This is a genomic window from Bacillus sp. FSL K6-1005 (genome assembly GCF_038000225.1).
GTDB classification, from domain to species: Bacteria; Bacillota; Bacilli; order Bacillales; family Bacillaceae; genus Bacillus; species Bacillus mojavensis.
Genome location: NZ_JBBOBP010000001.1, coordinates 2,641,562 through 2,667,639, shown reverse-complemented (window position 1 = coordinate 2,667,639; position 26,078 = coordinate 2,641,562). Strand labels below are relative to the sequence as shown.

Below are 26,078 nucleotides of genomic sequence, written 5' to 3'. Positions count from 1 at the left end.
GTAACACGGACAAGTGATGAAATACAAAAAGTAAGCCGCATAAAAAAAAGGAGAGGGTTTCCTCTCCTTTTCCATCACGTCCGTAGTTTCGGGCACAGTCCCATCGGCAGGCACATCGGCTTCTGGTCGATCGGGCTTCTCATGATGCAGCATTCCAAGCCGAAGACTTCCCGGAAAAACGGCTGGGTAAAGACGTCTTCCGGTGTTCCGGCATTGTAGATTTTTCCGTCCAGTACGCTGATCAGATAGTCAGCATATTGAGCGGCTTGGTTTAAGTCGTGAAGCACCATGACAACTGTGCGCCCATGATCCCGGTTCAGCTTTTTCAGCAGCTCCAGCACCTCAATTTGGTGAGAAATGTCCAAGTAAGTGGTCGGTTCATCGAGCAAGAGCAAATCAGTGCCTTGTGCAAGCGCCATGGAAATCCAGGCTCTTTGTCTTTGACCGCCTGAAAGGGCATCAAGTGTCCGATCCTTCAGCTCATTCATCCCGGTTGCGTCAAGCGCCCACTCTACCATATCGTGATCCTCTTGCGTATGCTTGGATAACAGTTTTTTATGAGGATGTCTGCCGAAATAGCATAGTTCCTGTACCGTCAATCCTTCTGGCGCCTGAGGAGACTGAGGAAGAATCGCCAGCTTTTTAGCCACTTCTTTGGACGGCTGGCGATGAATATCTTTTCCTTCTAATAGAACCGTGCCGCTTTTTGGAGCCATCAGCCTGGCAAGCGATTTGAGGATTGTTGATTTTCCGCAGCCGTTGGCGCCGATGAGCACAGTGATCTTTCCTTCTTCAATCTTTAAATCGACTCCGTCAATAATCACTGTGCTGTCATATGAAAGAGTGAGCTGGTCTGCAGCCAGTTTTCCCATGGTATCCTCTCCCTACTGTTTCCTCGCTTCGAATTTCAATAAATATAAAAAATAAGGCGCGCCGATCACAGCTGTCAATATGCCGGCTGGTATCTCAACCGGAGGCATGATGCCGCGTCCTAATGTATCTGCGATTAGTAATATAATAGCACCGATTAATGCCGATGCAGGCAGTAAATATTTAGCTTTTTCTCCGGCAAGCCTTCTGGCGATATGCGGAGCGAGCAGCCCGATAAAACCGATTGATCCGACGACGGCTACACAGCTCCCAGCCAGCGCAACTGCGGTGAAAATCAGAATGAATCTCAGCCTGTTTGCGTTTTCGCCGAGACCCTGCGCTAGCTCATCTCCGAGTGACATCAAATCCAGCTTCGGAATGAGGATGCAGACAATCGGCAAAAGGACAAGAAGCCATGGCGCAAGGAGCTTGACTTCTTCCCAGTTTCTCCCCCAGAGGCTGCCTGTCAGCCAAATGAGCGCTGCATTGACGTCCCCCGGAAATTTGACCATCATATATTGCATGCCGGCGTGGCAGACCGCGCCTAAGGCAATACCTGATAAAGCCAAGGAAGAAGGCTGAATGCTTTTTTTGCGGGCTATCATTAATAATATTACCGCAATAATGGCTGCTCCGGCAAATGCGGAGAACGGCAGCACGTAGACCGGAGACTCAGGGAAAATGAGAATAACGGCCATGGCGGCCAGTCCGGACCCTTTTGAAATTCCGACAACGTCAGGAGACGCAAGGGGATTTCGGATGACACCCTGCAAAATGGCTCCGGCAGCGGCCAGTCCGGCGCCTGCCAAAATCGCCAGTATAATGCGGGGGAGCCGGTACTGCTGAATAATAAACTCGAAGGAATGATCCATCCCTAACAAATTCGTAACCACCGCATCAGGTGAAATATACAATGCCCCGAAGCCGATGCTGATCACGGACAGCACTAGCAAGATGACAGCCAATATGAGGATGGCCAGCAAGGGGCGTTTTTGTTTTCTGGTTGATTTCTTCATTTCAGATTTCGCCCTTTCCTTGCTAAATATAAGAAAAATGGTGTGCCGATAATGGCGGTGACAATGCCGACCGGGGATTCATAAGGGAATGCAATCCATCTGGCCAGGACATCTGCGAACACCAATAAGATGGCGCCGAACAGCGCCGAAAACGGCAGCACATACTTGTAATTTTCTCCGATCAGCTTGCGGACGATATGCGGGACGAGCAGCCCGACAAAGCCGATTGGGCCGGCAACCGCCACAGAAGCGCCGGAAAGAATTAAAATGATAAAGCTGATCAGAATCCGCATGCCATTCATGTTTTGCCCGAGTCCTTTTGCCGTTTCATCACCAAGTCCGAGAACAGAAACGGGACCTGAAAACACAAGGGCAAGCCCGATGCCGATGACAGAAAACGGGGCAATGGTCATGACGTCCTGCCAGTTGCTGCCGTCAATCGCACCCGTCATCCAATACAGCACATCCTCTCCCGACTCATTTAAAATAATAATCGCCTGTGTCATGGAGGACAGGAACAAATGCACCGCCATTCCAGACAGTGCCAGTTTGACAGGTGTCATTCCACCGGAAGAGGCAATCATATACACAATTGCGCCGCCTGCCGCCGCACCTGCAAAAGCAAACACGACCGATGAGTAGGACGATGCCGGCAGAATGACGAGAGAAGCAACGACAAACAGCGATGCACCCGCATTCACACCGAAAATTTGAGGTGAAGCCAGAGGGTTTCTTGTCATGGCCTGCATCAGCACCCCAGCTACAGCCAGGCTGGCGCCGACGAAAACACCGATTAATGTGCGAGGGAGGCGAAGAGTAGAGATGATAAGCTGTTCTTTTGATCCGTCCCATACAAAAAGATATGTCAAAGCATCAATGATGCCGATGTCTGAGGCGCCTACTGAGAGATTCAGCCCAAGCCCGAAAATAAGGATGATCAGTGCAATGATAAAAACCATTAATCTTGATGATGAGCGCCGTTTGGCTGAGTAATACAACAGTCTCACTTCCTTACTGCGTCTGTTTGCAAAAACGAAGAAGCAAGGATTCTCCTCGCTTCTCTTTTGTCCTACTTATTATACACTTTTTTGAGCACGTCTTTGGCGCTTGTTTCACTGGATTTGATTCCTCTGAATCTTGTCCAAATGTCGCGGTCTGCATCGTAGATTTGTCCGTTTTTCACCGCTTTTAGGTTTTTCCAGAGCGGATTCTTTTTCCACTCATCTACGATTGTTTGACCCTCGTTGGCTGAAATAAACAAAATATCAGGATCGATTTTGCTTAACTGCTCGAGGCTGACCTCTTGATACGCGTTATCTGACTTCACGGCGTGCGTAAAGCCGAGCATGCTGAAGATTTCTCCGTCATAAGAAGATGACGTATGAAGCTGGAAGGAATCGGCTCTTGCCACTCCGAGAACGATGCTGCGGTCTTCATCTTTCGGAAGCTCCGCTTTCAGACCGTTAATGACCTTTGTATGGTCGGCGAGTTTTTCTTTTCCTTCTTTTTCTTTATTTAATGCTTTAGAAATGGTTTTGAAGCTGTCCATTGTTTCATCATAAGTCGCTTCCCGGCTTTTTAATTCAACGGTCGGCGCAATTTGTTTCAGCTGTTTGTAAATGTTTTTATGGCGTTCAGCGTCAGCGATGATTAAATCAGGCTTCAAGGAGCTGATGACCTCAAGATTCGGTTCGCTTCGCGTGCCTACTGATGTATAATCAATCGAGCTGCCAACCAGCTTTTGAATCATGTCTTTTTTGTTGTCATCGGCGATGCCGACCGGCGTGATGCCGAGATTGTAGACAGCATCCAGGAATGAAAGCTCAAGCACAACGACTCTTTTAGGTGTGCCGGTCACTGTTGTTTTCCCGTCTTCGTGCTGAATGACTCTTGAATCCTTAGATTTGCTTCCGGCTTTACTGCCGCTGTTATCCTGACTTGATGAACAGCCGGATATAAGGAAACAAGCGATTAATAAAACACTGATGATGGCAATAAACTTATTAGGATAGGTGCGCATTTGTTTTCTTCCTTTTTTTCTGAATTTAATAATGAGAATCATTATCACAAATAAACACTATAATAGTATGGCTTTCTATGTCAATATTTTTTAAATAAAGAAACAGAAGCCCTCTGCTTTATGTTTTTTTGATGTAAGCGTCATCTGGCACAAATAAATCGTACACAGCATCGCCGTGTCTGTGGGATAAAAACGAACTGGCGTTGGCTTTAGAGGCTTCAAGCATATCTCTGCTGACATGGGGAAGGAGAACGCTGAGATAGCCGGACAATTTTTTTTCTATTTCTTCAGAGATCGCAAATTCAATGTCTCCGATATTCATAACAATAGAGAAAACAAAGTCAATATCGATGTGAAATGTTTTCTCGGCGAAGATGGCAAGCTGATGAATGCCTGCTGAATAGCCGACACGCTGATGGAAGACCTGTTTTACTAAATCACTCACAACCCACGCATTGTATTGCTGTTTTGGTGAAAAGTATTGCATTGGACATACCTCCTGCTTGTACGGATAAAGATGGCGATTCAAAATCGGACACTCCGTGCAGCGGTTTTGATTTAAGACTATTCTGAAAATACTATGTTCCTATCACTTTACCATGATCAGAAAATAAATATCTACTACCATTCTTCCTGTTTTTATGCCTAATGCTCTGGATGCTGTTTCATAGAAACAGGATCGGGTATAAACATAACATAGAAATGATGAAGGAGGAATTAGAAATGAAACCAGTTGTAAGAGAATATACAAACGACGAACAGCTCATGAAGGATGTAGAAAAACTACAGCAAATGGGTGTCGCAAAAGAGGATGTATACGTCTTAACTCACGACGATGACAGAACGGAACGACTGGCAGACAACACCAATGCCAACACGATCGGAGCCAAAGAAACAGGTTTCAAACACGCGGTAGGGAACATGTTTAACAAAAAAGGGGACGAGCTTCGCAATAAAATTCATGAAATCGGTTTTTCAGAAGACGAAGCGGCTCAGTTTGAAAAACGGCTCGATGAAGGGAAAGTCCTTCTCTTTGTGACAGACAACGAAAAAGTAAAATCTTGGGCATAATGCAGGATTGTAACCCCAAAAGGCGATTATCGTCCTTTGGGGGTTTTTTATTTTTGCGGTCTTTGCGGTGTTTTTTTGCAGGATACCGCAATAATAGGCGGTACATTTTCGGTTATGGATGTCCATGAATTTGCTATTATATTTTTGTGAGAAAATGGAACAAATTCTCACAAAATAGAAAATGGGGGTTCATACTGAATGAAAAAAGTGATGTTAGCTACGGCTTTGTTATTAGGTTTGACTCCGGTTGGGGCGAACGCAGCGGATTTGGGCCATCAGACGTTAGGATCGAATGATGGCTGGGGAGCCTACTCGACCGGCACAACAGGCGGATCAAAAGCCTCGTCATCCCACGTGTACACAGTCAGCAACAGGAATCAGCTCGTTTCAGCTTTGGGCAAGGACACAAACACAACGCCAAAAATCATTTATATCAAGGGAACGATTGACATGAATGTCGATGACAATCTGAAGCCGCTTGGTCTGAATGATTATAAAGATCCAGAGTACGATCTGAACAAATATTTGAAGGCCTATGACCCAAGCACATGGGGAAAAAAAGAACCTTCCGGAACACAGGAAGAGGCCAGAGCACGCTCACAGAAAAACCAAAAAGCACGCGTGATGGTGGACATCCCTGCAAATACGACGATCGTCGGTTCAGGGTCAAATGCTAAAATTCTGGGCGGAAACTTCCAGATCAAGAGCGATAACGTCATTATCCGCAATATCGAATTCCAAGACGCATACGACTATTTTCCGCAATGGGATCCGACTGACGGAAGTTCAGGAAACTGGAACTCACAATATGACAACATCACAATAAACGGCGGTACACATGTATGGATCGATCACTGTACATTTAATGACGGTTCCCGTCCAGACAGCACCTCTCCAAAATATTTTGGAAGAGAATATCAGCACCATGACGGCCAAACTGATGCCTCTAACGGCGCTAACTACATTACAATGTCTTATAACTTCTATCACGATCATGATAAAAGCTCCATTTTTGGATCAAGCGACAGCAAAACTTCTGATGACGGCAAATTAAAAATCACACTGCATCACAACCGCTACAAAAATATCGTTCAGCGCGCACCGAGAGTCCGTTTTGGACAGGTACACGTTTACAACAACTATTATGAAGGCAGTACAAGCTCTTCCAGTTATGCTTTCAGCTATGCCTGGGGAATCGGAAAATCATCTAAAATTTACGCACAAAACAATGCCATTGACGTTCCGGGATTGACCGCTGCTAAAACGATCAGCGTATTCAGCGGAGGAACGGCCTTATATGATTCCGGCACACTGCTGAACGGTACGCAGATCAACGCATCGGCTGCAAACGGGCTGAGCTCCTCTGTCGGATGGACGCCATCTCTGCACGGAACAATTGATGCTTCCGCCAATGTGAAATCAAATGTTACATCTCAAGCAGGCGCGGGTAAACTAAATTAATTAGAAAAAAACACAAAGGTGCTCACCTTTGTGTTTTTTAATTAATTAAAATGTTTATTAACTTAGTTAAGGAGTAGAATGGGAAAGGGGATCGGAAAACAAGTATATAGGAGGAGACCTATTTATGGCTTCAGAAAAAGACGCAGGAAAACAGTCAGCAGTTAAGCTTGTTCCATTGCTTATTACTGTCGCTGTGGGACTAATCATCTGGTTTATTCCCGCTCCGTCCGGACTTGAACCTAAAGCATGGCATTTGTTTGCGATTTTCGTCGCGACAATTATCGGCTTTATCTCCAAGCCCTTGCCAATGGGTGCAATTGCAATTTTTGCATTGGCGGTTACTGCACTAACTGGAACATTATCAATTGAGGATACATTAAGCGGATTCGGGAATAAGACCATCTGGCTTATCGTCATCGCATTCTTTATTTCCCGGGGATTTATCAAGACCGGACTAGGTGCGAGAATTTCGTATGTATTCGTTCAGAAATTCGGGAAGAAAACCCTTGGACTTTCTTATTCACTGCTGTTCAGTGATTTAATATTATCACCTGCTATTCCAAGTAATACGGCGCGTGCAGGAGGCATTATATTTCCTATTATCAGATCATTATCCGAAACATTCGGATCAAGCCCGGCAGATGGAACAGAAAGAAAAATCGGTGCTTTCTTATTAAAAACCGGTTTTCAGGGAAACTTGATTACATCTGCTATGTTCCTGACGGCGATGGCGGCAAACCCGCTGATTGCCAAGCTGGCCCATGATGTCGCAGGGGTGGACTTAACATGGACAAGCTGGGCAATTGCCGCGATTGTTCCGGGACTTGTAAGTTTAATCATCACGCCGCTTGTGATTTACAAGCTGTATCCGCCGGAAATTAAAGAAACACCGGACGCAGCGAAAATCGCAACCGAAAAACTGAAAGAAATGGGACCATTTAAAAAATCAGAGCTTTCTATGGTTATTGTGTTTCTTTTAGTGCTTGTTCTTTGGATTTTTGGCGGCAGCTTCAACATCGACGCAACCACAACCGCATTGATTGGGTTGTCAGTTCTTTTATTATCACAGGTTCTGACTTGGGATGATATCAAGAAAGAACAGGGCGCTTGGGATACGCTCACTTGGTTTGCGGCGCTCGTTATGCTGGCCAACTTTCTGAATGAATTAGGCATGGTTTCTTGGTTCAGCAACGCCATGAAATCATCTGTATCAGGATTCTCTTGGATTGTGGCATTTTTAATTTTAATTGTTGTGTATTATTACTCTCACTACTTCTTTGCAAGTGCGACGGCTCACATCAGTGCGATGTATTCAGCATTTTTGGCTGTGGTCGTGGCAGCGGGGGCACCGCCGCTTTTAGCAGCGCTGAGCCTCGCATTCTTCAGCAATCTGTTCGGGTCAACAACCCACTACGGTTCTGGAGCGGCTCCGGTCTTCTTCGGAGCAGGCTACATTTCGCAAGGCAAATGGTGGTCTATCGGATTTATCCTGTCGATCGTTCATATTGTCACATGGCTTGTGATCGGCGGGTTATGGTGGAAATTATTAGGGATATGGTAGAAAGAAAAAAGGCAGACGCGGTCTGCCTTTTTTTATGTTTGATCGCATTACTTCAGGGCGTGAGTAACAGATGATGAATGGCAGGATTGCTTAACCTAGTGAGAAATGTCCGGCGTACTTTCAGCATATCTAGCTTAGATGCGGCAATTCGTGTTTTTCATGCAACAGGTTTTCCGCAAATACAGTGAAAAAAGGTGATGCAGGGACAATCACCTTTTTTTATTTTTGCTAGTGACCTTACAGACCGATGATAGTTTTCCTGCATATAATAGCTGGAACTAAGAAAAGAGGGCGGGGAATGATGTAGGGTGAATAATGTGATTGTAAATGGAGGTTTTGAAACCGGCAATCTGACGGGGTGGGCTTTTGCAAATACGTCCGTTATTAATACTTTTGCCCATTCTGGAAGCTATTCCGCACAGTTTATCAGCAGCCAGCCTTATGCTTTTTTAGGGCAGATCGTGCCTGTCGTTTCTGGACAATCTCTTATATTCACTGTTTCGCTTGGGAAAACGGGGAACAATCCAAGTCCTCAAGTCACTATACAAATTTTATTCGTTAACAGTGAAGGAGAACAAATTGAAGGCGGACAGAAATTTATCATTGCTACTGGAAAATTGCCAAATGTCTCATTTAATACATGGAATGAAATATATAGAACAATTGAAACCCCCGCTGAAGCAGTAAACGCAGTAGTGGTAATAAGTAAAACTACTTTTGGGTCTGTTCTAATTGATGATGTTTCTTTAATAGAGTCTGCTGGGGGGATTGGACCGACCGGGCCAACAGGTGCAACAGGACCGACCGGGCCAACAGGTGCAACAGGATCAACCGGTCCAACAGGTGCAACCGGATCAACGGGAGTCACGGGATCAACCGGTCCAACAGGTGCAACCGGATCAACGGGAGTCACGGGATCAACAGGAGCGACGGGTGCAACCGGATCAACGGGAGCGACGGGAGAAACTGGAGCAACGGGGTCAACGGGATCAACCGGATCAACCGGACCAACAGGATCAACGGGATCAACCGGAGTAACGGGAGTCACTGGACTAACCGGAGAAACGGGATCAACAGGAGCGACGGGATCAACAGGTGCAACAGGATCAACAGGATCAACGGGACCAACCGGAGTAACCGGACCAACGGGAGAAACCGGACCAACCGGAGCAACAGGAGCGACGGGATCAACAGGTGCAACAGGATCAACAGGATCAACGGGACCAACCGGAGTAACCGGACCAACGGGAGAAACCGGACCAACCGGAGCAACGGGAGTCACGGGATCAACAGGTGCAACAGGAGCAACCGGACCAACCGGACCAACCGGAGCAACGGGGGTCACGGGATCAACCGGAGCGACGGGATCAACAGGAGCAACAGGAGCAACCGGATCAACGGGATCAACCGGTCCAACGGGAGTCACGGGATCAACAGGTCCAACAGGATCAACGGGAGCGACTGGATCAACAGGTCCAACAGGATCAACGGGAGCGACTGGATCAACCGGATCAACCGGACCAACCGGAGTCACGGGATCAACAGGACCAACCGGAGCAACGGGAGTCACTGGATCAACAGGAGCGACGGGATCAACAGGTGCAACAGGATCAACCGGATCAACAGGACCAACCGGAGTAACTGGACCAACGGGAGAAACAGGATCAACAGGATCAACCGGAGCAACGGGAGTCACTGGATCAACAGGAGCGACGGGATCAACAGGTGCAACAGGAGAAACCGGACCAACAGGTCCAACGGGAGTCACGGGATTAACAGGACCAACAGGTGCAACAGGAGTAACCGGAGCAACGGGAGAAACCGGACCAACCGGAGCAACAGGAGCGACGGGATCAACAGGTGCAACAGGATCAACAGGATCAACGGGACCAACCGGAGTAACCGGACCAACGGGAGAAACCGGACCAACCGGAGCAACGGGAGTCACGGGATCAACAGGTGCAACAGGAGCAACCGGACCAACCGGACCAACCGGAGCAACGGGGGTCACGGGATCAACCGGAGCGACGGGATCAACAGGAGCAACAGGAGCAACCGGATCAACGGGATCAACCGGTCCAACGGGAGTCACGGGATCAACAGGTCCAACAGGATCAACGGGAGTCACGGGATCAACAGGAGCGACGGGTGCAACCGGAATAACCGGATCAACGGGAGAAACAGGACCGACCGGTGCAACAGGATCAACCGGATCAACGGGAGAAACAGGACCAACAGGATCAACCGGATCAACGGGACCAACCGGATCAACGGGAGTCACTGGATCAACAGGAGCGACGGGATCAACAGGTGCAACAGGAGAAACCGGAGCAACAGGAGAAACCGGACCAACAGGATCAACGGGATCAACAGGATCAACGGGATCAACAGGATCAACGGGATCAACAGGTCCAACCGGATCAACGGGAGCGACTGGATCAACCGGAGCAACGGGACCAACCGGAGTAACCGGATCAACCGGATCAACCGGTCCAACAGGAGTAACCGGATCAACGGGATCAACGGGAGAAACAGGACCAACAGGATCAACAGGTGCAACAGGAGAAACCGGTCCAACGGGATCAACCGGAACAACAGGAGCAACGGGATCAACCGGATCAACGGGAGCGACGGGATCAACCGGATCAACGGGAGCGACGGGATCAACAGGTGCAACCGGAGTAACCGGAGCAACAGGAGTAACCGGATCAACCGGATCAACGGGATCAACAGGAGCGACGGGATCAACAGGAGCAACAGGATCAACCGGAGCAACAGGTCCAACCGGACCAACCGGAGTAACTGGACCAACCGGACCAACCGGAGTAACTGGACCAACGGGAGAAACAGGAGCAACAGGATCAACCGGACCAACCGGATCAACGGGAGTCACTGGATCAACAGGAGCGACGGGATCAACCGGAGTAACCGGATCAACAGGAGCGACGGGATCAACCGGATCAACCGGACCAACCGGAGTAACCGGATCAACGGGAGAAACAGGACCAACAGGATCAACAGGTGCAACAGGAGAAACCGGTCCAACGGGATCAACCGGATCAACGGGACCAACCGGAGTAACCGGATCAACGGGACCAACCGGATCAACGGGATCAACAGGTGCAACCGGATCAACGGGATCAACTGGAACAACTGGAGCAACGGGAGTCACGGGATCAACTGGAACAACCGGATCAACGGGACCAACCGGATCAACGGGAGAAACAGGACCAACCGGATCAACGGGATCAACAGGAGCGACGGGATCAACAGGAGCGACGGGATCAACAGGAGCGACGGGATCAACAGGAGCGACGGGATCAACAGGTGCAACAGGAGAAACCGGACCAACAGGATCAACGGGAGTCACGGGATCAACAGGACCAACAGGTGCAACCGGAACAACAGGATCAACGGGATCAACAGGAGCGACGGGATCAACAGGAGCGACGGGATCAACAGGAGCGACGGGATCAACAGGAGCAACAGGAGAAACCGGACCAACAGGATCAACGGGAGTCACGGGATCAACAGGAGCGACGGGTGCAACCGGAATAACCGGATCAACGGGAGAAACAGGACCGACCGGTGCAACAGGATCAACCGGATCAACGGGAGAAACAGGACCAACAGGATCAACGGGAGTCACGGGATCAACAGGACCAACAGGTGCAACCGGAACAACAGGATCAACGGGATCAACAGGAGCGACGGGATCAACAGGAGCGACGGGATCAACAGGAGCGACGGGATCAACAGGAGCAACAGGAGAAACCGGACCAACAGGATCAACGGGAGTCACGGGATCAACAGGAGCGACGGGTGCAACCGGAATAACCGGATCAACGGGAGAAACAGGACCAACAGGATCAACCGGATCAACGGGAGAAACAGGACCAACAGGATCAACCGGATCAACCGGATCAACGGGACCAACCGGATCAACGGGAGTCACTGGATCAACAGGAGCGACGGGATCAACAGGTGCAACAGGAGAAACCGGAGCAACAGGAGAAACCGGACCAACAGGATCAACGGGATCAACAGGATCAACGGGATCAACAGGATCAACGGGATCAACAGGTCCAACAGGATCAACGGGAGCGACTGGATCAACCGGATCAACGGGATCAACCGGATCAACCGGTCCAACCGGAGTAACCGGATCAACAGGTGCAACCGGATCAACAGGATCAACCGGATCAACAGGTGCAACAGGATCAACCGGACCAACAGGAGCGACGGGATCAACAGGTGCAACAGGATCAATGGGAGCGACCGGAGTAACCGGAGTGACGGGAGAAACTGGAGCAACGGGGTCAACGGGGGCAACGGGATCAACAGGTGCAACCGGAGTAACCGGATCAACGGGAGAAACAGGACCAACAGGTCCAACGGGAGTCACGGGATCAACAGGATCAACAGGATCAACAGGTGCAACAGGATCAACCGGAGCAACGGGACCAACCGGAGTAACCGGATCAACAGGATCAACCGGATCAACCGGTCCAACAGGAGTAACCGGATCAACGGGATCAACGGGAGAAACAGGACCAACAGGATCAACAGGTGCAACAGGAGAAACCGGTCCAACGGGATCAACCGGAACAACAGGAGCAACGGGATCAACCGGATCAACGGGAGCGACGGGATCAACCGGATCAACGGGAGCGACGGGATCAACAGGTGCAACCGGAGTAACCGGAGCAACAGGAGTAACCGGATCAACCGGATCAACGGGATCAACAGGAGCGACGGGATCAACAGGAGCAACAGGATCAACCGGAGCAACAGGTCCAACCGGACCAACCGGAGTAACTGGACCAACCGGACCAACCGGAGTAACTGGACCAACGGGAGAAACAGGAGCAACAGGATCAACCGGACCAACCGGATCAACGGGAGTCACTGGATCAACAGGAGCGACGGGATCAACCGGAGTAACCGGATCAACAGGAGCGACGGGATCAACCGGATCAACCGGTCCAACCGGAGTAACCGGATCAACGGGAGAAACAGGACCAACAGGATCAACAGGTGCAACAGGAGAAACCGGTCCAACGGGATCAACCGGATCAACGGGACCAACCGGAGTAACCGGATCAACGGGACCAACCGGATCAACGGGATCAACGGGAGAAACAGGACCAACAGGATCAACAGGTGCAACAGGAGAAACCGGTCCAACGGGATCAACCGGAACAACAGGAGCAACGGGATCAACCGGATCAACGGGAGCGACGGGATCAACCGGATCAACGGGAGCGACGGGATCAACAGGTGCAACCGGAGTAACCGGAGCAACAGGAGTAACCGGATCAACCGGATCAACGGGATCAACAGGAGCGACGGGATCAACAGGAGCAACAGGATCAACCGGAGCAACAGGTCCAACCGGACCAACCGGAGTAACTGGACCAACCGGACCAACCGGAGTAACTGGACCAACGGGAGAAACAGGAGCAACAGGATCAACCGGACCAACCGGATCAACGGGAGTCACTGGATCAACAGGAGCGACGGGATCAACCGGAGTAACCGGATCAACAGGAGCGACGGGATCAACCGGATCAACCGGTCCAACCGGAGTAACCGGATCAACGGGAGAAACAGGACCAACAGGATCAACAGGTGCAACAGGAGAAACCGGTCCAACGGGATCAACCGGATCAACGGGACCAACCGGAGTAACCGGATCAACGGGACCAACCGGATCAACGGGATCAACAGGTGCAACCGGATCAACGGGATCAACTGGAACAACTGGAGCAACGGGAGTCACGGGATCAACTGGAACAACCGGATCAACGGGACCAACCGGATCAACGGGAGAAACAGGACCAACCGGATCAACGGGATCAACAGGAGCGACGGGATCAACAGGAGCGACGGGATCAACAGGAGCGACGGGATCAACAGGAGCGACGGGATCAACAGGAGCGACGGGATCAACAGGAGCGACGGGATCAACAGGTGCAACAGGAGAAACCGGACCAACCGGATCAACGGGAGTCACGGGATCAACAGGACCAACAGGTGCAACCGGAACAACAGGATCAACGGGATCAACAGGAGCGACGGGATCAACAGGAGCGACGGGATCAACAGGAGCGACGGGATCAACAGGAGCAACAGGAGAAACCGGACCAACAGGATCAACGGGAGTCACGGGATCAACAGGAGCGACGGGTGCAACCGGAATAACCGGATCAACGGGAGAAACAGGACCGACCGGTGCAACAGGATCAACCGGATCAACGGGAGAAACAGGACCAACAGGATCAACCGGATCAACGGGACCAACCGGATCAACGGGATCAACAGGTGCAACAGGAGTAACCGGTCCAACGGGATCAACCGGACCAACGGGATCAACGGGACCAACCGGGGCAAATCCGCAGCTGTTTTACAATGAGGTAGCAGGCCCAGTTACAGTTGCTGTTAACGGTACTGAAACGTCAATTGGAACTTTAAGTCTGCCAACAGTCGCTGGCCAATTAATAAAATTAGATCTTGCCATTTCTGTTGATGTGACAACGACAGCTAACTCGAACTTTACTTTCCAAACCAGAATTTATAGAAACGGAGTATTGATAGACACACGCGCCGTCCAAAGAAATGTTAATGTTGCCATTACGTCAAGATTTCCAATGGCTACAACGTATGTAGATGCTACAACAGTCACAGGCACGACTTCTTATGAGGTTAGGATAATTTTTACCACAGTAAGTAATGTGAGTGGCAGCTCCGCACTAAACCTAGATATAAATGCTATTAGGTTCCCTTAATAATAGAGAATGAGAGTCACTTCTTTTTTAAAATTCAAGCATATGAAACAAGAAACCTACTTTATAAAAAAGTAGGTTTCTTGTTGTGCTCAATGGAAGACTTATCATGTTTGAAAGTACTCCCTCAAAAATTTTTCAAGGTAATCAGAATACTGGTCAGAATCAAACTCATTGCCGCATGCATGTATGACCCATGGCTCTTTCTGATGGGGGATGCCGACCAAATACCCCTTTTTCCTGAACTCAAAGCATTGCGAAGTATCATACAAATGCCAGCCGTCAAAGATCTCTTTCCGCCACGGGAGATCGTACTGGGTGGCCAGCAATAAACCGTCTAATGCTTCAACTGTTTTTACGGTCTCGTCTATCTCATCAAACGACAAATAGCTATACGTACTGCGATATTCAATGACTTTTCCCGCTTTTTTAGAAGCCTCCCACCAAATTCCGCTTTGCGGCACTTCTTCAGCTCCTATGACGCCTATCATGCCAAGCGCATCGTTCTGCTGAAAGACATGCAGGATATCGTAAATAAATGAACGATTGATGATAAATGTATCCTGATGTACATACACTTTATATTTTGCGTCTGACTGATGCATTGCCGCCTGGTAGCCGGAGGTCATACTGTCAGCCTTTCGGATATCGATTAACTCAACCTCCATATGAGGCGGCACTGAAAGAGACTGGATATGTCTCAGGCAGAGGTCATAAAGGGTGTCATCATTGACACATGTAATGAAGCAAATGGAATTTTCATTTACATGCTGTTTCATCTTTTTTGCGCCTTTATGACATATTGATAAGCCCTGGCTTCCTTCTCAAAATTTGTATGGTGAATCCCCATGTTTGCTCTGACATGTGCCAGTTTGCTGATCATTTTTTCGTAATAGTGAGTCGTAAAGGAAATAGGCTCAATTTGGCTGACCTTGTAACCCGTTTCATGAAACATCTTCTTCATTTCCTGCAAGGTGAAGAAACGGAAGTGTGTTTTATCGAGCAGCCCAGCCTGTGTATACGTCCATTTGCCGGACAGCAGACTTTCAAAAATTGAGATATGCCCGATATTCGGAATGCTTGCCAAAATGCTCCCTGTTTCGTTTACGTAAGGCTTCATGTTAGCTAACACTGCCCAAGGGTCTATTAAGTGCTCCAATACATCCCCGAAGATGACGTGATCAAATGTGTTTTTTTCAAAAGGCAGCTTCAGTGTTTCGATGTCTCCTGTTATCACTTCGTCAATGTGATGAGCGGCTTTTTCGGCAGCAGGCGGATATGATTCAATCCCATAATAGGAGCATTTCGTTTTTTTCTTAACAGCTGCGCCAAACAGGCCTTCAGCACAACCGACTTCAAGAATGGTTTTCGCATGGGGGTCTACCAGGTCAAACAGCTGCCGGTTGATGCCTTTGTAATATTCTTTATCTTTTCGCTCATATTCTTTCATAGAATCAGCAAGTGACCTTTTATTGATTTCCATGATGTTCACCTCCGGAGCCAACCTGCTGCTGCAGGACCTCTTCAAAGTATGTTTTGTTGGCAAGCATTCTTGAATCATGAGGACGGTATTGTAAAGCCGATTCATTATGCTGATAGGCAAGCTGATGCTGGCCAAGCTTATCGTAGCAGACAGCTAATTGTAAGTGAGGCAGCCAGGTGGCGCAGGCGCGGTTTTGAAAAGCCAAGCTTTCTGAGCCTCTATTTTCAATTGCTTTTTTATACCAATAGACCGCGCTTTGGACATCGTTTTTTTCTAAAAAAGAGAACCCCAATCTGCAGCACGTTTCCGCTCTGGGAGGCCCGTAGACGAGCGTGTGGAGCACCCAGCTTAATTCTTTTTCCTTCAATCCCAATGAATGATAGCAATCTGCTACTTTATTGCATGCTCTGATATTATCCTCGACCCACCCCTGCTTGGTTTTTAAAAAACGCAAATAGTATTCTATCGCTTTTTCTATTTTTCCGTGATCACACAGCTCGTTTGCATAGTAAAATAAATCTCTTGGTGAAAAATCCTTCCCTGACGAGGCCATGTTTTCATAAATTCGCAGATTTCGGTCAGCGTCATGGCTAAGCGGCATATGAGAAACCGCTGCGTCACTGTGTTGGAGATTTCCGTACACCTCTAAATATTCATGGACCGCGCCAATCCACTTAAAGCCCCTTTCCCGTTTTACGAGCCGGTATCTTCGTAAGCTGGATGTGACGTTGCCTTCTTCATCAAACGCCAGGTGATAGTTCATTGATACCGCGTCAATATGCGGATCAAGCGTTCTTTTTACATCCAAGAACAGTTCTTGATCCTTCTCGGTAAACACATCATCGGCATCAAGCCATAAAATATAGTCAGCTGTTGCCTGCTGAAACGAAAAATTTCGAGCGGCCGCAAAATCGTCTATCCATTCAAAATCAAAGATACGGTCTGTATAACGGGCAGCGATGTCTTTCGTCTGATCAACTGAGCCGGTATCCACGATGTTAATTTCATCAGCAATCCCGCGCACAGAATCTAAGCAGCGGCCGATGACGGCTTCCTCATTTTTCACGATCATACATAGACTGATAGAAATCAAATCGCCACCTCCGCTTCAGGCTGTTTTTTTTTCATTGCATGGACAAACATGTAATCAATCTGAGCATGTTCTGACAAGTGATCTAAAGACAAACCAAATTGCCCGGCAAGATATTCGGCTTCTTGTAAAAATAGCTGTATGTTCGATTCAGGAACGGCTGAATGAGAGGTGGTTGATTTTATGTCATAAAGGTGTTCGGGAAATAGTGTGTTTACGTTTTGAGGCGTGATGAAATGTGTGTGTGCCGGTGTTCCGCATAATAATGAGAAAAGCGTGTCTGCATAAGCTGTATTCGGGATGCTGCAAATTAATGAGCCTGAAGGCTTTAGATAAAGGGCAAGAGCCTCAATCGTTCGCTGGGGATACATCGCGCAGTTCAAAAGGTCTCCTATCAAAATGGCATCAAAAAAAGCTTCAGGATAAGGAAGGCGGCATGTTGCGGTATCGGCAGAAGTGACTTGTTCATAATAGGCGCTTGCTATTGTACGTAGCAATGTATCCTCTTCAATGCCGTGCAATGTACAGGTTTGCCGGTTCAACAGCTCTACACCCGCAGCTCCTGCGCCGCAGCCGATATGCAGGATGGAGCGGGCTTTTGAAGGCACAAGGGCTGTCAGCTCTGGCTGGGGATCAATAAAAGCCGTCACATCCTGCTTCCATTTATCTACGAAAGCTTGGCGGTTGACCTGATATAGTCGGCTGATACTTATATCCGGATTGCCGGAAAACGTGGCATGCCCGTGATGATGCACGAACGAATCAAGGGCGATTTTCAGCTGATAACCGGCCTGCAGAGCGCGAAGGCACAAATCATCGTCCTCAAATGAACCGCCTCCAAAACGCTCGTCAAAGCAGCCGATTTTGTCCAGCACCTCTTTTTTGACAAGAAGGCAAAATCCGACCAGCCTTAAAACGCTTCTTGATTTGCCCCGGTGCCGCATGCAATGGCGCTGAGAAAAATCTTCAATTCCTTCTAAACTGGTGTAATCAACTGAAATTTGCTGAGGCCCGCTGACATAATTGCTGACAGGCCCGACCATGCCGATTTTATCATTATGATAAAGCAGCTTGATCATCGGCTCCAGCCAATGATTCGTCACAACAGTATCATTGTTTAAAAAAAGAACATTGTCTCCAGAAGCGGCCTCAAGGCCTTGATTGCAGGCTTTCGCGAACCCCTTGTTTGTTTCATTAAAAATCGTTTTGATTGAAGGAATCTGTTTGAGGTAGTCCTGTGTTCCGTCATGAGAGCCGTTATCTACAACAATCACTTCAATACAGTCATCATCGGTATGCGTCCATATGCTCTCCAAGCATTGTTTTGTCAGCGCCAATTGATTATAAGTCAGCACAATAATACTCGTTTTCACCATAACCACCGCCCTTCACCAAATCAATCAGATACTATATATATATCGAAATGTTCAGATGGAATGATTCCTTCCTGAAAAAAGGAGTGTTCAGCAAAACAGGCCGCTGGAAATCTGGAGAGGAAAAATCATGATCTGAATCATAAACTCTGATCATCAGTGAAATGGATTTTGAAAAATAAGAAAATTTGCGGGAGAAAAATGGTATGATCTAGGTAGAAAGGACGGCTGGTGCTGTGGTGAAAAAGCGTTTCCATTTTTCTCTGCAAACGAAAATAATGGGGTTGATTGCGGCGCTGCTGATCTTTGTGATTGGCGTGCTGACGGTCACGTTTGCCGTTCAGCAAACAAAAGAAGGGCGAAAACAGGCAGAGCAGCTGGCGGTGCAGACGGCGAGAACGATTTCCTATATGCCGCCGGCAAAGGGACTCATCGTGACGAAAGACGGGCAAGCTGCCGAGGCGCAGGAGGTCATTGAACAAATGAAAGAACAGACCGGCGCTTATGCCATTTATGTGCTTGATGAAAAAGGAATGGTCCGAACCGCCTCGGACAATAGCGAAAATAAGCATCTGACGAGAAGCAGAGAAATCCTGTTTGGAGGCTCTCACGTCTCAGAGACAAAAGCGGATGGACAAAGGGTGATTCGAGGCAGCGCACCGATTATCGAGGAACAAAAGGGGCGCAGCCAAGTGATCGGCAGCGTGTCCGTTGATTTTCTGCAAACGAAGACAGAGCAAGGCATTAAGAGACATCTGCGAGACTTAAGCTTCATGGCTGTACTCGTGCTGCTGCTTGGATTTGCCGGTGCCGCCGCGCTTGCCAAAAGCATCAGAAAGGATACGCTTGGCCTTGAGCCGCACGAAATTGCATCTCTTTATCGGGAGCGGAATGCGATGCTGCGGGCGATTAAGGAAGGGATCATCGCCACCAACCGTGAAGGCATTGTGACGATGATGAACGTATCAGCGGCTGAGATGCTTAAGCTTTCCGAGCCTGTGATGAACGTGCCTATTGATGACGTAATGCCGGGAGCAGAACTGATGTCTGTGCTTGAGCAGGAAGAAATGCAATCGAATCAGGAGGTATGTGTCAACGACCAAGTCTTTATTATCAATACAAAAGTCATGACACAAGGCGGACAGAGGTACGGAATCGTTATCAGCTTCAGAGAAAAAACAGAACTGAAAAAGCTGATTGACACGCTGACAGAGGTGCGGAAATACTCAGAGGACCTGCGCGCCCAGACTCATGAATTTTCCAATAAGCTCTACGCGATTTTAGGGCTGCTTGAGCTTGGCGAATACGAGGAAGCGATTGAACTGATTAAAGAGGAATACGCCATCCAAAATGAACAGCATGATATTTTATTCCAAAACATTCATTCGCAGCAGGTGCAGGCGATTTTGTTAGGAAAGATGAGCAAAGCATCGGAAAAAAAGGTGAAGCTGTCGATCGATGACAACAGCACACTAGGACCTCTTCCTCCTCATGTCGGCTTGTCTCATCTCATTACGATTATCGGCAACTTAATTGATAACGCTTTCGAAGCTGTAGCGGATCAAAGCGTACAGGAGGTCTCATGTTTTATTACAGATATCGGACGGGATGTTGTTATCGAAGTATCTGATACAGGGGCGGGAGTGCCGCCCGATAAGATGGAAGCGGTGTTTGAAAGAGGCTACTCTTCAAAGGGGATGAAGAGAGGCTACGGGCTCGCCAACGTAAAAGAGTCAGTGCGTGAGCTGGGAGGCTGGATCGAACTGACAAATCAAAAAAGCGGGGGAGCGGTATTTACTGTTTTTATACCGAAGGAGAAACAGACAAAGGGGGAATCCATTTGATTCACATCGTGATTGCGGAGGATGATTTTCGGGTTGCGCAAATCCATGAGAGATTGATTCAGCAGCTAGATGGATTCAGCATTATCGGCAAAGCGGGCAATGCCAAAGAGACAATGTTGCTTTTGAAGACACACAAAACGGATTTGCTGTTATTGGATATTTATATGCCGGACGAGCTCGGAACAGCATTGATTCCAGAGATACGGAGACGGTTTCCGGACGTTGATATTATGATCATTACAGCCGCAACGGAAACCTGCCATTTACAGGAAGCGCTGCGGGCGGGAATCGCAAACTATTTGATTAAGCCCGTAACGGCTGATAAGTTCAAGCAGGTGCTGCTCCAGTATAAAGAAAAAAGGCAGGTGCTGCTGTCTCAGCCGGAGGTCAGCCAATCCATGATTGACCATATTTTCGGGGGCGCCCCTAAGGAAGCTGTCACTGCGGAGAATTTGCCAACAGGCATCAATCCGATCACACTGAAAAAAATCAAAGAGGCGCTGCGTACTGCGGCCGGAGGGATGACAGCGGAAGAACTCGGAGAAACAATCGGCGCGTCACGAACAACAGCCCGCCGTTATGCCGAGTATCTTGTGTCTAAGGAAGAAGCGCGAGCCGAGCTGGAGTACGGGATTATCGGCAGACCGGAGAGAAAATATTATTTGGCGGCTGAATAGTCATGAAAAAACTTGTGATCATATTCATTTGTCTTTTAGTCTTCACACAAGGTGATATCCGGCAGGCGGCCGCTCCCCGACTGCCGGACGGGCCGGTTGAGATCGTTGTGCCTGCCGAGCCTTCCGGGGGCTGGGATGTAACGGCGCAGGCCATCCAATCCGTGCTCAGGCAAAAACAGCTGATGAAAGGCAGTATTCATCTTGTGTATAAACCCGGGAGCGGAGGCGACAAAGGCTGGAAATATGTCAACCAAAGCGGTAAGCAGACCATCAGTATGATGTCCAGTTTAATCCTGAGCAATTACCTGCTCGGACAAAGTAAATTAAAAACAGATGATTTTACGCCTCTGGCGATTCTCGCTAAGGAATGGCAGACTGTCGCTCTTCCGAAAGGATCGTCTATGAAAAGCGGGAAGGATGTGCTGAAGGAAATCAAGATGCATCCAGGCAAAGTCAAAATCGGTTTTTCTCCGGGGCTTGGCAATGACGATCAGCTCTCATTCGTCAGAGCCGCTGATATGTACGGGATTGATCCCTTTGACATTGAGTTTTTACAGTTTGACAGCAGTGAAGAATTGATTCAGGCGCTTATCAGGCATGAGATTGAAGCAGCTTCCATGACCGTTTCAGAAGCCAAGCCGTACGAGCGAAACGGCGAGATTACATTAGCCGCCGTCACGTCAGAGAAAAGGCTGCCCGGTTTTCCAAAAGTGCCGACGTGGAAAGAACAGGGCATTCCGTTTGTCTTCTCTCACTGGAGAGGGGTGCTGGGACCGAAAAACATGTCTGAGGAAGAGATCTCTTACTGGGACCAAGCATTAAAAAAGGTGACATCCTCGCCCGAATGGAAAAAGAAGATAAATGAGCAGGACTGGGAAAGCTTTTATTTAAACAGCAAGGAAACGACACGGTTTCTTGAAGAACAATCAGCGTTTTATCAAACCATCATGACAGGCAATTAAGCAAAAAGCATTCTGCCGTATGCGGAATGCTTTTTGTGTTGGAGAAATGACCAAAAAGAACAAAACGGTTTTAAAAAATTAAAAATACATAAAAACCAAATTATTTACTTGAGAACGTTTTTCTCATACGATGACAAAAAGGTAAAAGGGGAATAGGGGATAAAATGTAAGCGGATTCATTTAAAGGGGGAATGAATGTGTTAGCAATCTTAGGATTTCTTATGATGCTTGTGTTTATGATACTGATCATGACAAAACGGCTTTCTGTCCTGACAGCATTGGTTTTGACGCCGATTGTGTTTGCGCTGATAGCTGGTTTCGGGTTCACTGAAGTTGGCGATATGATGATCTCGGGGATTCAGCAGGTGGCGCCGACCGCTGTTATGATTATGTTTGCGATTTTATATTTTGGAATTATGATTGACACGGGGCTTTTTGATCCGATGGTTGCAAAAATATTAAATATGGTCAAAGGCGATCCGTTAAAAATCGTTGTCGGGACAGCGGTTCTTACGATGCTCGTTGCTTTGGATGGAGACGGTTCAACAACCTATATGATTACAACAAGTGCGATGCTTCCGCTCTATCTGCTGCTCGGCATCCGGCCGATTATATTGGCAGGAATCGCCGGAGTCGGCATGGGAATTATGAATACGATTCCATGGGGAGGCGCGACGCCGCGGGCGGCGAGCGCGCTCGGGGTTGATCCGGCTGAGCTGACCGGGCCGATGATCCCTGTGATCGCAAGCGGAATGCTTTGTATGGTCGCAGTTTCGTATGTTCTGGGTAAAGCGGAGCGCAAACGGCTCGGTGTGATTGAGCTGAAACAGCCGGCCGATGTCAACGAACCAGCCGCTGCGGTTGAAGATGAGTGGAAGCGGCCGAAGCTTTGGTGGTTCAATTTGTTGTTAACGCTTTCATTGATAGGGTTTTTAGTATCAGGCAAAGTCAGTTTAACGGTGCTGTTTGTCATCGCATTCTGTATTGCACTTATTGTGAATTATCCGAACCTCGATCATCAGAGACAGCGTATTTCAGCACATTCAAGCAACGTGCTGGCCATTGGCTCCATGATCTTTGCAGCAGGCGTTTTTACGGGAATTTTAACAGGCACCAAAATGGTTGACGAAATGGCGATTTCGCTTGTGTCGATGATTCCCGAACAAATGGGTGGGTTTATCCCGGCGATTGTAGCCTTAACTAGCGGCATTTTCACATATCTCATGCCAAATGACGCGTATTTTTACGGAGTGCTGCCGATTTTATCAGAAACGGCTGTCGCATACGGCGTGGATAAAGTGGAAATTGCCAGGGCTTCGATTATCGGCCAGCCGATTCATATGCTGAGCCCGCTTGTGCCATCAACACATTTGCTTGTCGGGCTTGTCGGAGTCTCCATTGACGATCATCAAAAATTCGCTTTGAAATGGGCGGTTCTCGCCGTGATTGTCATGACGGTTACCGCTTTATTGATCGGTGCCATTTCGATTTCTGCATGATAATTCGGGCGGAATGACATACACTAACGGCATACAACGTACCGGAGGTGTCTACATGAGTGATCCTTATATGCCGCTGACTTCAGTCAGAAGCGGGACTGGGTTCGAAGCCGCAAAGGGTGTACATGGTCTGACCGTGCAAATTGCGAATGTCTATTTTATTCAGTATCCTTCTGAACCTCATTCATTTATTTTAATAGATGCCGGCATGCCTCAATCAGCCGGCATGATTCTACACGAAGCAAAACAAAGATTCGGCGATGACTATCACTTGAAAGCCATTATTCTGACACACGGGCACTTTGATCATATCGGGGCCATTGAAGAAATCCTTGAGCATTGGGATGTTCCTGTTTATATTCATTCGCGGGAGATGCCTTTTGTAACCGGAAAAGAGGATTATCCGCCGGCGCGGCCAGACAGCAAAAGCGGGCTGGTCGCCAAGCTGTCGCCGCTGTTTCCGCGCCACTCGATCGATATTTCCGCTCATGTTCAAGCACTGCCTGAAGACGGCACTGTTCCGTTTCTGGACGAGTGGATCTGGATCGCCACACCTGGCCATACACCCGGCCATATTTCGTTATTCCGCGAGGACGGCCATGTGCTTGTCGCAGGTGATGCGGTGATTACAGCTGAACAGGAAAAAATGGCGGACGTCTTCATTCAAAAACAGGAGCTTCACGGCCCGCCGGCTTATTTCACACCTGACACAGAGACGGCCGCCGAGTCCATTCAAAGACTTGCCGAACTAGAACCGGAAGTGCTGCTGACCGGGCACGGCATCCCAATGACAGGCAGAAACTTTCGCAGTGATTTAATGGAATTGGCCAATCATTTATCATCCCTTTGACACTCGCAAACGCGGGTGTTTTTTTTATTTGTTTTTCCAAGAAGATGCAGAAAAATCATTTGTCTTCCCGCTCAAAAACGATACAATGAGAAGCATGAATGCGATTTGGAGGAGAGTTTGTTGGAAGATAAAGAAATACTATGGAATGAAGCGAAAGCGTTTATTGCCAATTGCTATCAGGAACTCGGAAAGGAGGATGAAGTGCAAGACCGTCTCGATGACATTAAAAGTGAGATTGACCGGACTGGAAGCTATGTACATACAAAGGAAGAGCTGGCGCACGGGGCGAAAATGGCTTGGAGAAACAGCAACCGCTGCATCGGGAGACTATTCTGGAATTCGCTGAATGTCATTGACAGACGTGACGTCCGGACAAAAGAAGAAGTACGGGACGCTTTATTGCATCACATTGAAACCGCAACAAATAACGGGAAAATCAGGCCGACGATTACGATTTTCCCTCCGGAAGAGAAGGGCGAAAAGCAGATAGAGATCTGGAACCATCAGCTGATCCGGTATGCGGGATACGATTCCGACGGAGAAAGAATCGGCGATCCTGCTTCCCGTTCTCTTACCGCAGCCTGTGAGCAGCTTGGCTGGCGCGGAGAGCGGACTGATTTTGATTTGCTGCCGCTTATTTTCCGCATGAAGGGTGACCAACAGCCGGTCTGGTATGAGCTGCCCCGGTCACTGGTGATAGAAGTTCCGCTGATCCACCCGGAATTCGAAGCGTTTTCTGACCTGAAGCTGCAATGGTATGGCGTGCCGATTATTGCGGATATGAGGCTTGAGATCGGCGGCGTTCATTATAATGCCGCACCATTTAACGGCTGGTATATGGGAACGGAGATCGGTGCGAGAAACCTGGCTGATGAAAAGCGGTATGATAAGCTCAAAAAAGTGGCATCCGTTATCGGTATTGCCACTGATTACAATGCGGATTTATGGAAGGATCAGGCGCTTGTTGAATTGAATAAAGCTGTTTTGCATTCATATAAAAAGCACGGCGTCAGCATCGTCGATCATCACACGGCTGCAAGCCAGTTTAAACGGTTTGAAGAGCAGGAGGAAGAAGCGGGCAGAAAGCTGACGGGTGACTGGACCTGGCTGATTCCGCCGATTTCACCAGCTTCCACACATATTTTTCACAGGTCCTATGACAATTCAATCGTCAAGCCGAATTACTTTTATCAGGATAAGCCTTACGAATAGACTATTGAAAACCGATGATGGCCTTCAAGGCTGCTGGATTCAGTGACAGAGATGCCGGTAACTTTTGAAAAGGGGCTGCCTTTCTTCACGGCCTCAAGAAATGATTGCAAGGCGTTTTCCGGCCCTTCGGCCAAAATCTCGACACGCCCGTCATCACGGTTTTTGACCCAGCCGGTGAGTTTATGCTTATCGGCTTCCGCTTGAACAAAGTAGCGGAAACCGACTCCTTGAACCCGGCCGTCTGCAACGATTCGATATTGAAGCATGTAAAAACCACCTTTTCTTTTTATGATAATCAATCATT

Annotated in this window: 19 protein-coding genes and 1 pseudogene; 10 read left to right on the top strand and 10 right to left on the bottom strand. The window is 48.3% G+C overall.

The genetic code is table 11. The features are described 5' to 3' along the window. Positions 1-74 precede the first annotated feature (74 nt). The 5 genes from yfmF to NST16_RS14030 form a co-directional block, all read right to left on the bottom strand. Positions 75-872, bottom strand: coding sequence for a Fe(3+)-citrate ABC transporter ATP-binding protein YfmF (gene yfmF / locus NST16_RS14050; protein WP_010333352.1), 798 nt, complete (start codon positions 870-872; stop codon positions 75-77). A 12-nt stretch (positions 873-884) separates the two neighbouring features. Then, positions 885-1,886: a Fe(3+)-citrate ABC transporter permease YfmE gene (gene yfmE, locus NST16_RS14045; protein WP_229148884.1), complete on the bottom strand. Its 1,002-nt coding sequence runs from the start codon at positions 1,884-1,886 to the stop codon at positions 885-887. Further along, positions 1,883-2,884 (bottom strand): Fe(3+) dicitrate ABC transporter permease FecD, encoded by a 1,002-nt coding sequence (gene fecD / locus NST16_RS14040; protein WP_340887207.1) that lies wholly within the window; start codon positions 2,882-2,884, stop codon positions 1,883-1,885. Before fecD ends, yfmE begins: the two co-directional genes overlap by 4 nt. 71 nt (positions 2,885-2,955) lie before the next feature. Further along, positions 2,956-3,906 (bottom strand): ABC transporter substrate-binding protein, encoded by a 951-nt coding sequence (locus NST16_RS14035; protein ID WP_340887206.1) that lies wholly within the window; start codon positions 3,904-3,906, stop codon positions 2,956-2,958. Positions 3,907-4,024: 118 nt separating this feature from the next. Next, positions 4,025-4,393 carry a DUF3212 family protein gene (locus tag NST16_RS14030; protein WP_010333356.1) on the bottom strand — a complete coding sequence of 123 codons (369 nt, stop codon included), beginning with the start codon at positions 4,391-4,393 and terminating at the stop codon, positions 4,025-4,027. Between the two features lie 236 nt (positions 4,394-4,629). On the opposite strand from NST16_RS14030, the gene NST16_RS14025 reads away from it, so the two are divergent. From NST16_RS14025 to NST16_RS20850, 4 genes are all read left to right on the top strand, one after another. Further along, positions 4,630-4,977 carry a general stress protein gene (locus tag NST16_RS14025; RefSeq protein ID WP_010333357.1) on the top strand — a complete coding sequence of 116 codons (348 nt, stop codon included), beginning with the start codon at positions 4,630-4,632 and terminating at the stop codon, positions 4,975-4,977. A gap of 198 nt (positions 4,978-5,175) precedes the next feature. Continuing rightward, positions 5,176-6,438, top strand: coding sequence for a pectate lyase (locus NST16_RS14020; RefSeq protein ID WP_340887205.1), 1,263 nt, complete (start codon positions 5,176-5,178; stop codon positions 6,436-6,438). A 124-nt stretch (positions 6,439-6,562) separates the two neighbouring features. Beyond that, the gene (locus tag NST16_RS14015) at positions 6,563-7,999 is read left to right on the top strand and encodes an anion permease (protein WP_010333359.1); all 1,437 of its coding nucleotides are present in this window, start codon (positions 6,563-6,565) and stop codon (positions 7,997-7,999) included. A gap of 308 nt (positions 8,000-8,307) precedes the next feature. Then, the gene (locus NST16_RS20850; protein ID WP_445684610.1) at positions 8,308-14,787 is read left to right on the top strand and encodes an NTTRR-F1 domain; all 6,480 of its coding nucleotides are present in this window, start codon (positions 8,308-8,310) and stop codon (positions 14,785-14,787) included. Between the two features lie 104 nt (positions 14,788-14,891). On the opposite strand, the gene NST16_RS14000 is transcribed toward NST16_RS20850, so the two are convergent. Genes NST16_RS14000 through NST16_RS13985 form a run of 4 tightly spaced genes read right to left on the bottom strand, consistent with a single transcriptional unit; the run spans position 14,892 to position 18,733 of the window. Further along, positions 14,892-15,563, bottom strand: a complete 672-nt coding sequence (locus NST16_RS14000) for a glycosyltransferase family protein (protein WP_340887204.1) — start codon at positions 15,561-15,563, stop codon at positions 14,892-14,894. After that, positions 15,560-16,267 carry a class I SAM-dependent methyltransferase gene (locus NST16_RS13995; RefSeq protein ID WP_340887203.1) on the bottom strand — a complete coding sequence of 236 codons (708 nt, stop codon included), beginning with the start codon at positions 16,265-16,267 and terminating at the stop codon, positions 15,560-15,562. Before NST16_RS13995 ends, NST16_RS14000 begins: the two co-directional genes overlap by 4 nt. Continuing rightward, entirely contained in the window at positions 16,254-17,360 is a 1,107-nt protein-coding gene (locus NST16_RS13990) for a tetratricopeptide repeat-containing glycosyltransferase family 2 protein (protein WP_340887202.1), read from the bottom strand. The genes NST16_RS13995 and NST16_RS13990 overlap by 14 nt, the downstream gene beginning before the upstream one ends. Continuing rightward, positions 17,357-18,733, bottom strand: coding sequence for a glycosyltransferase (locus tag NST16_RS13985; protein ID WP_340887201.1), 1,377 nt, complete (start codon positions 18,731-18,733; stop codon positions 17,357-17,359). Before NST16_RS13985 ends, NST16_RS13990 begins: the two co-directional genes overlap by 4 nt. Before the next feature lie 233 nt (positions 18,734-18,966). Here NST16_RS13985 and NST16_RS13980 point away from each other — a divergent pair. The 6 genes and pseudogenes from NST16_RS13980 (at position 18,967) to nosA (ending at position 25,774) form a co-directional block, all read left to right on the top strand. Beyond that, a pseudogene (locus NST16_RS13980) lies at positions 18,967-20,599 on the top strand (ATP-binding protein). After that, on the top strand, positions 20,571-21,251 hold the full coding sequence (locus NST16_RS13975; RefSeq protein WP_340887200.1) for a response regulator: 681 nt from the start codon (positions 20,571-20,573) through the stop codon (positions 21,249-21,251). Before NST16_RS13980 ends, NST16_RS13975 begins: the two are co-directional and overlap by 29 nt. Before the next feature lie 2 nt (positions 21,252-21,253). After that, positions 21,254-22,213, top strand: coding sequence for a tripartite tricarboxylate transporter substrate binding protein (locus tag NST16_RS13970; RefSeq protein ID WP_339180211.1), 960 nt, complete (start codon positions 21,254-21,256; stop codon positions 22,211-22,213). A 197-nt stretch (positions 22,214-22,410) separates the two neighbouring features. Further along, positions 22,411-23,712: a citrate transporter CitM gene (gene citM / locus NST16_RS13965; RefSeq protein WP_340887199.1), complete on the top strand. Its 1,302-nt coding sequence runs from the start codon at positions 22,411-22,413 to the stop codon at positions 23,710-23,712. Positions 23,713-23,767: 55 nt separating this feature from the next. After that, the gene (locus NST16_RS13960; protein ID WP_340887198.1) at positions 23,768-24,562 is read left to right on the top strand and encodes an MBL fold metallo-hydrolase; all 795 of its coding nucleotides are present in this window, start codon (positions 23,768-23,770) and stop codon (positions 24,560-24,562) included. A 120-nt stretch (positions 24,563-24,682) separates the two neighbouring features. Next, positions 24,683-25,774, top strand: coding sequence for a nitric oxide synthase (gene nosA / locus NST16_RS13955; RefSeq protein ID WP_340887197.1), 1,092 nt, complete (start codon positions 24,683-24,685; stop codon positions 25,772-25,774). On the opposite strand, the gene NST16_RS13950 is transcribed toward nosA, so the two are convergent. Continuing rightward, positions 25,765-26,040 carry an acylphosphatase gene (locus tag NST16_RS13950; RefSeq protein WP_010333374.1) on the bottom strand — a complete coding sequence of 92 codons (276 nt, stop codon included), beginning with the start codon at positions 26,038-26,040 and terminating at the stop codon, positions 25,765-25,767. The genes nosA and NST16_RS13950 overlap by 10 nt on opposite strands. Positions 26,041-26,078 lie beyond the last annotated feature (38 nt).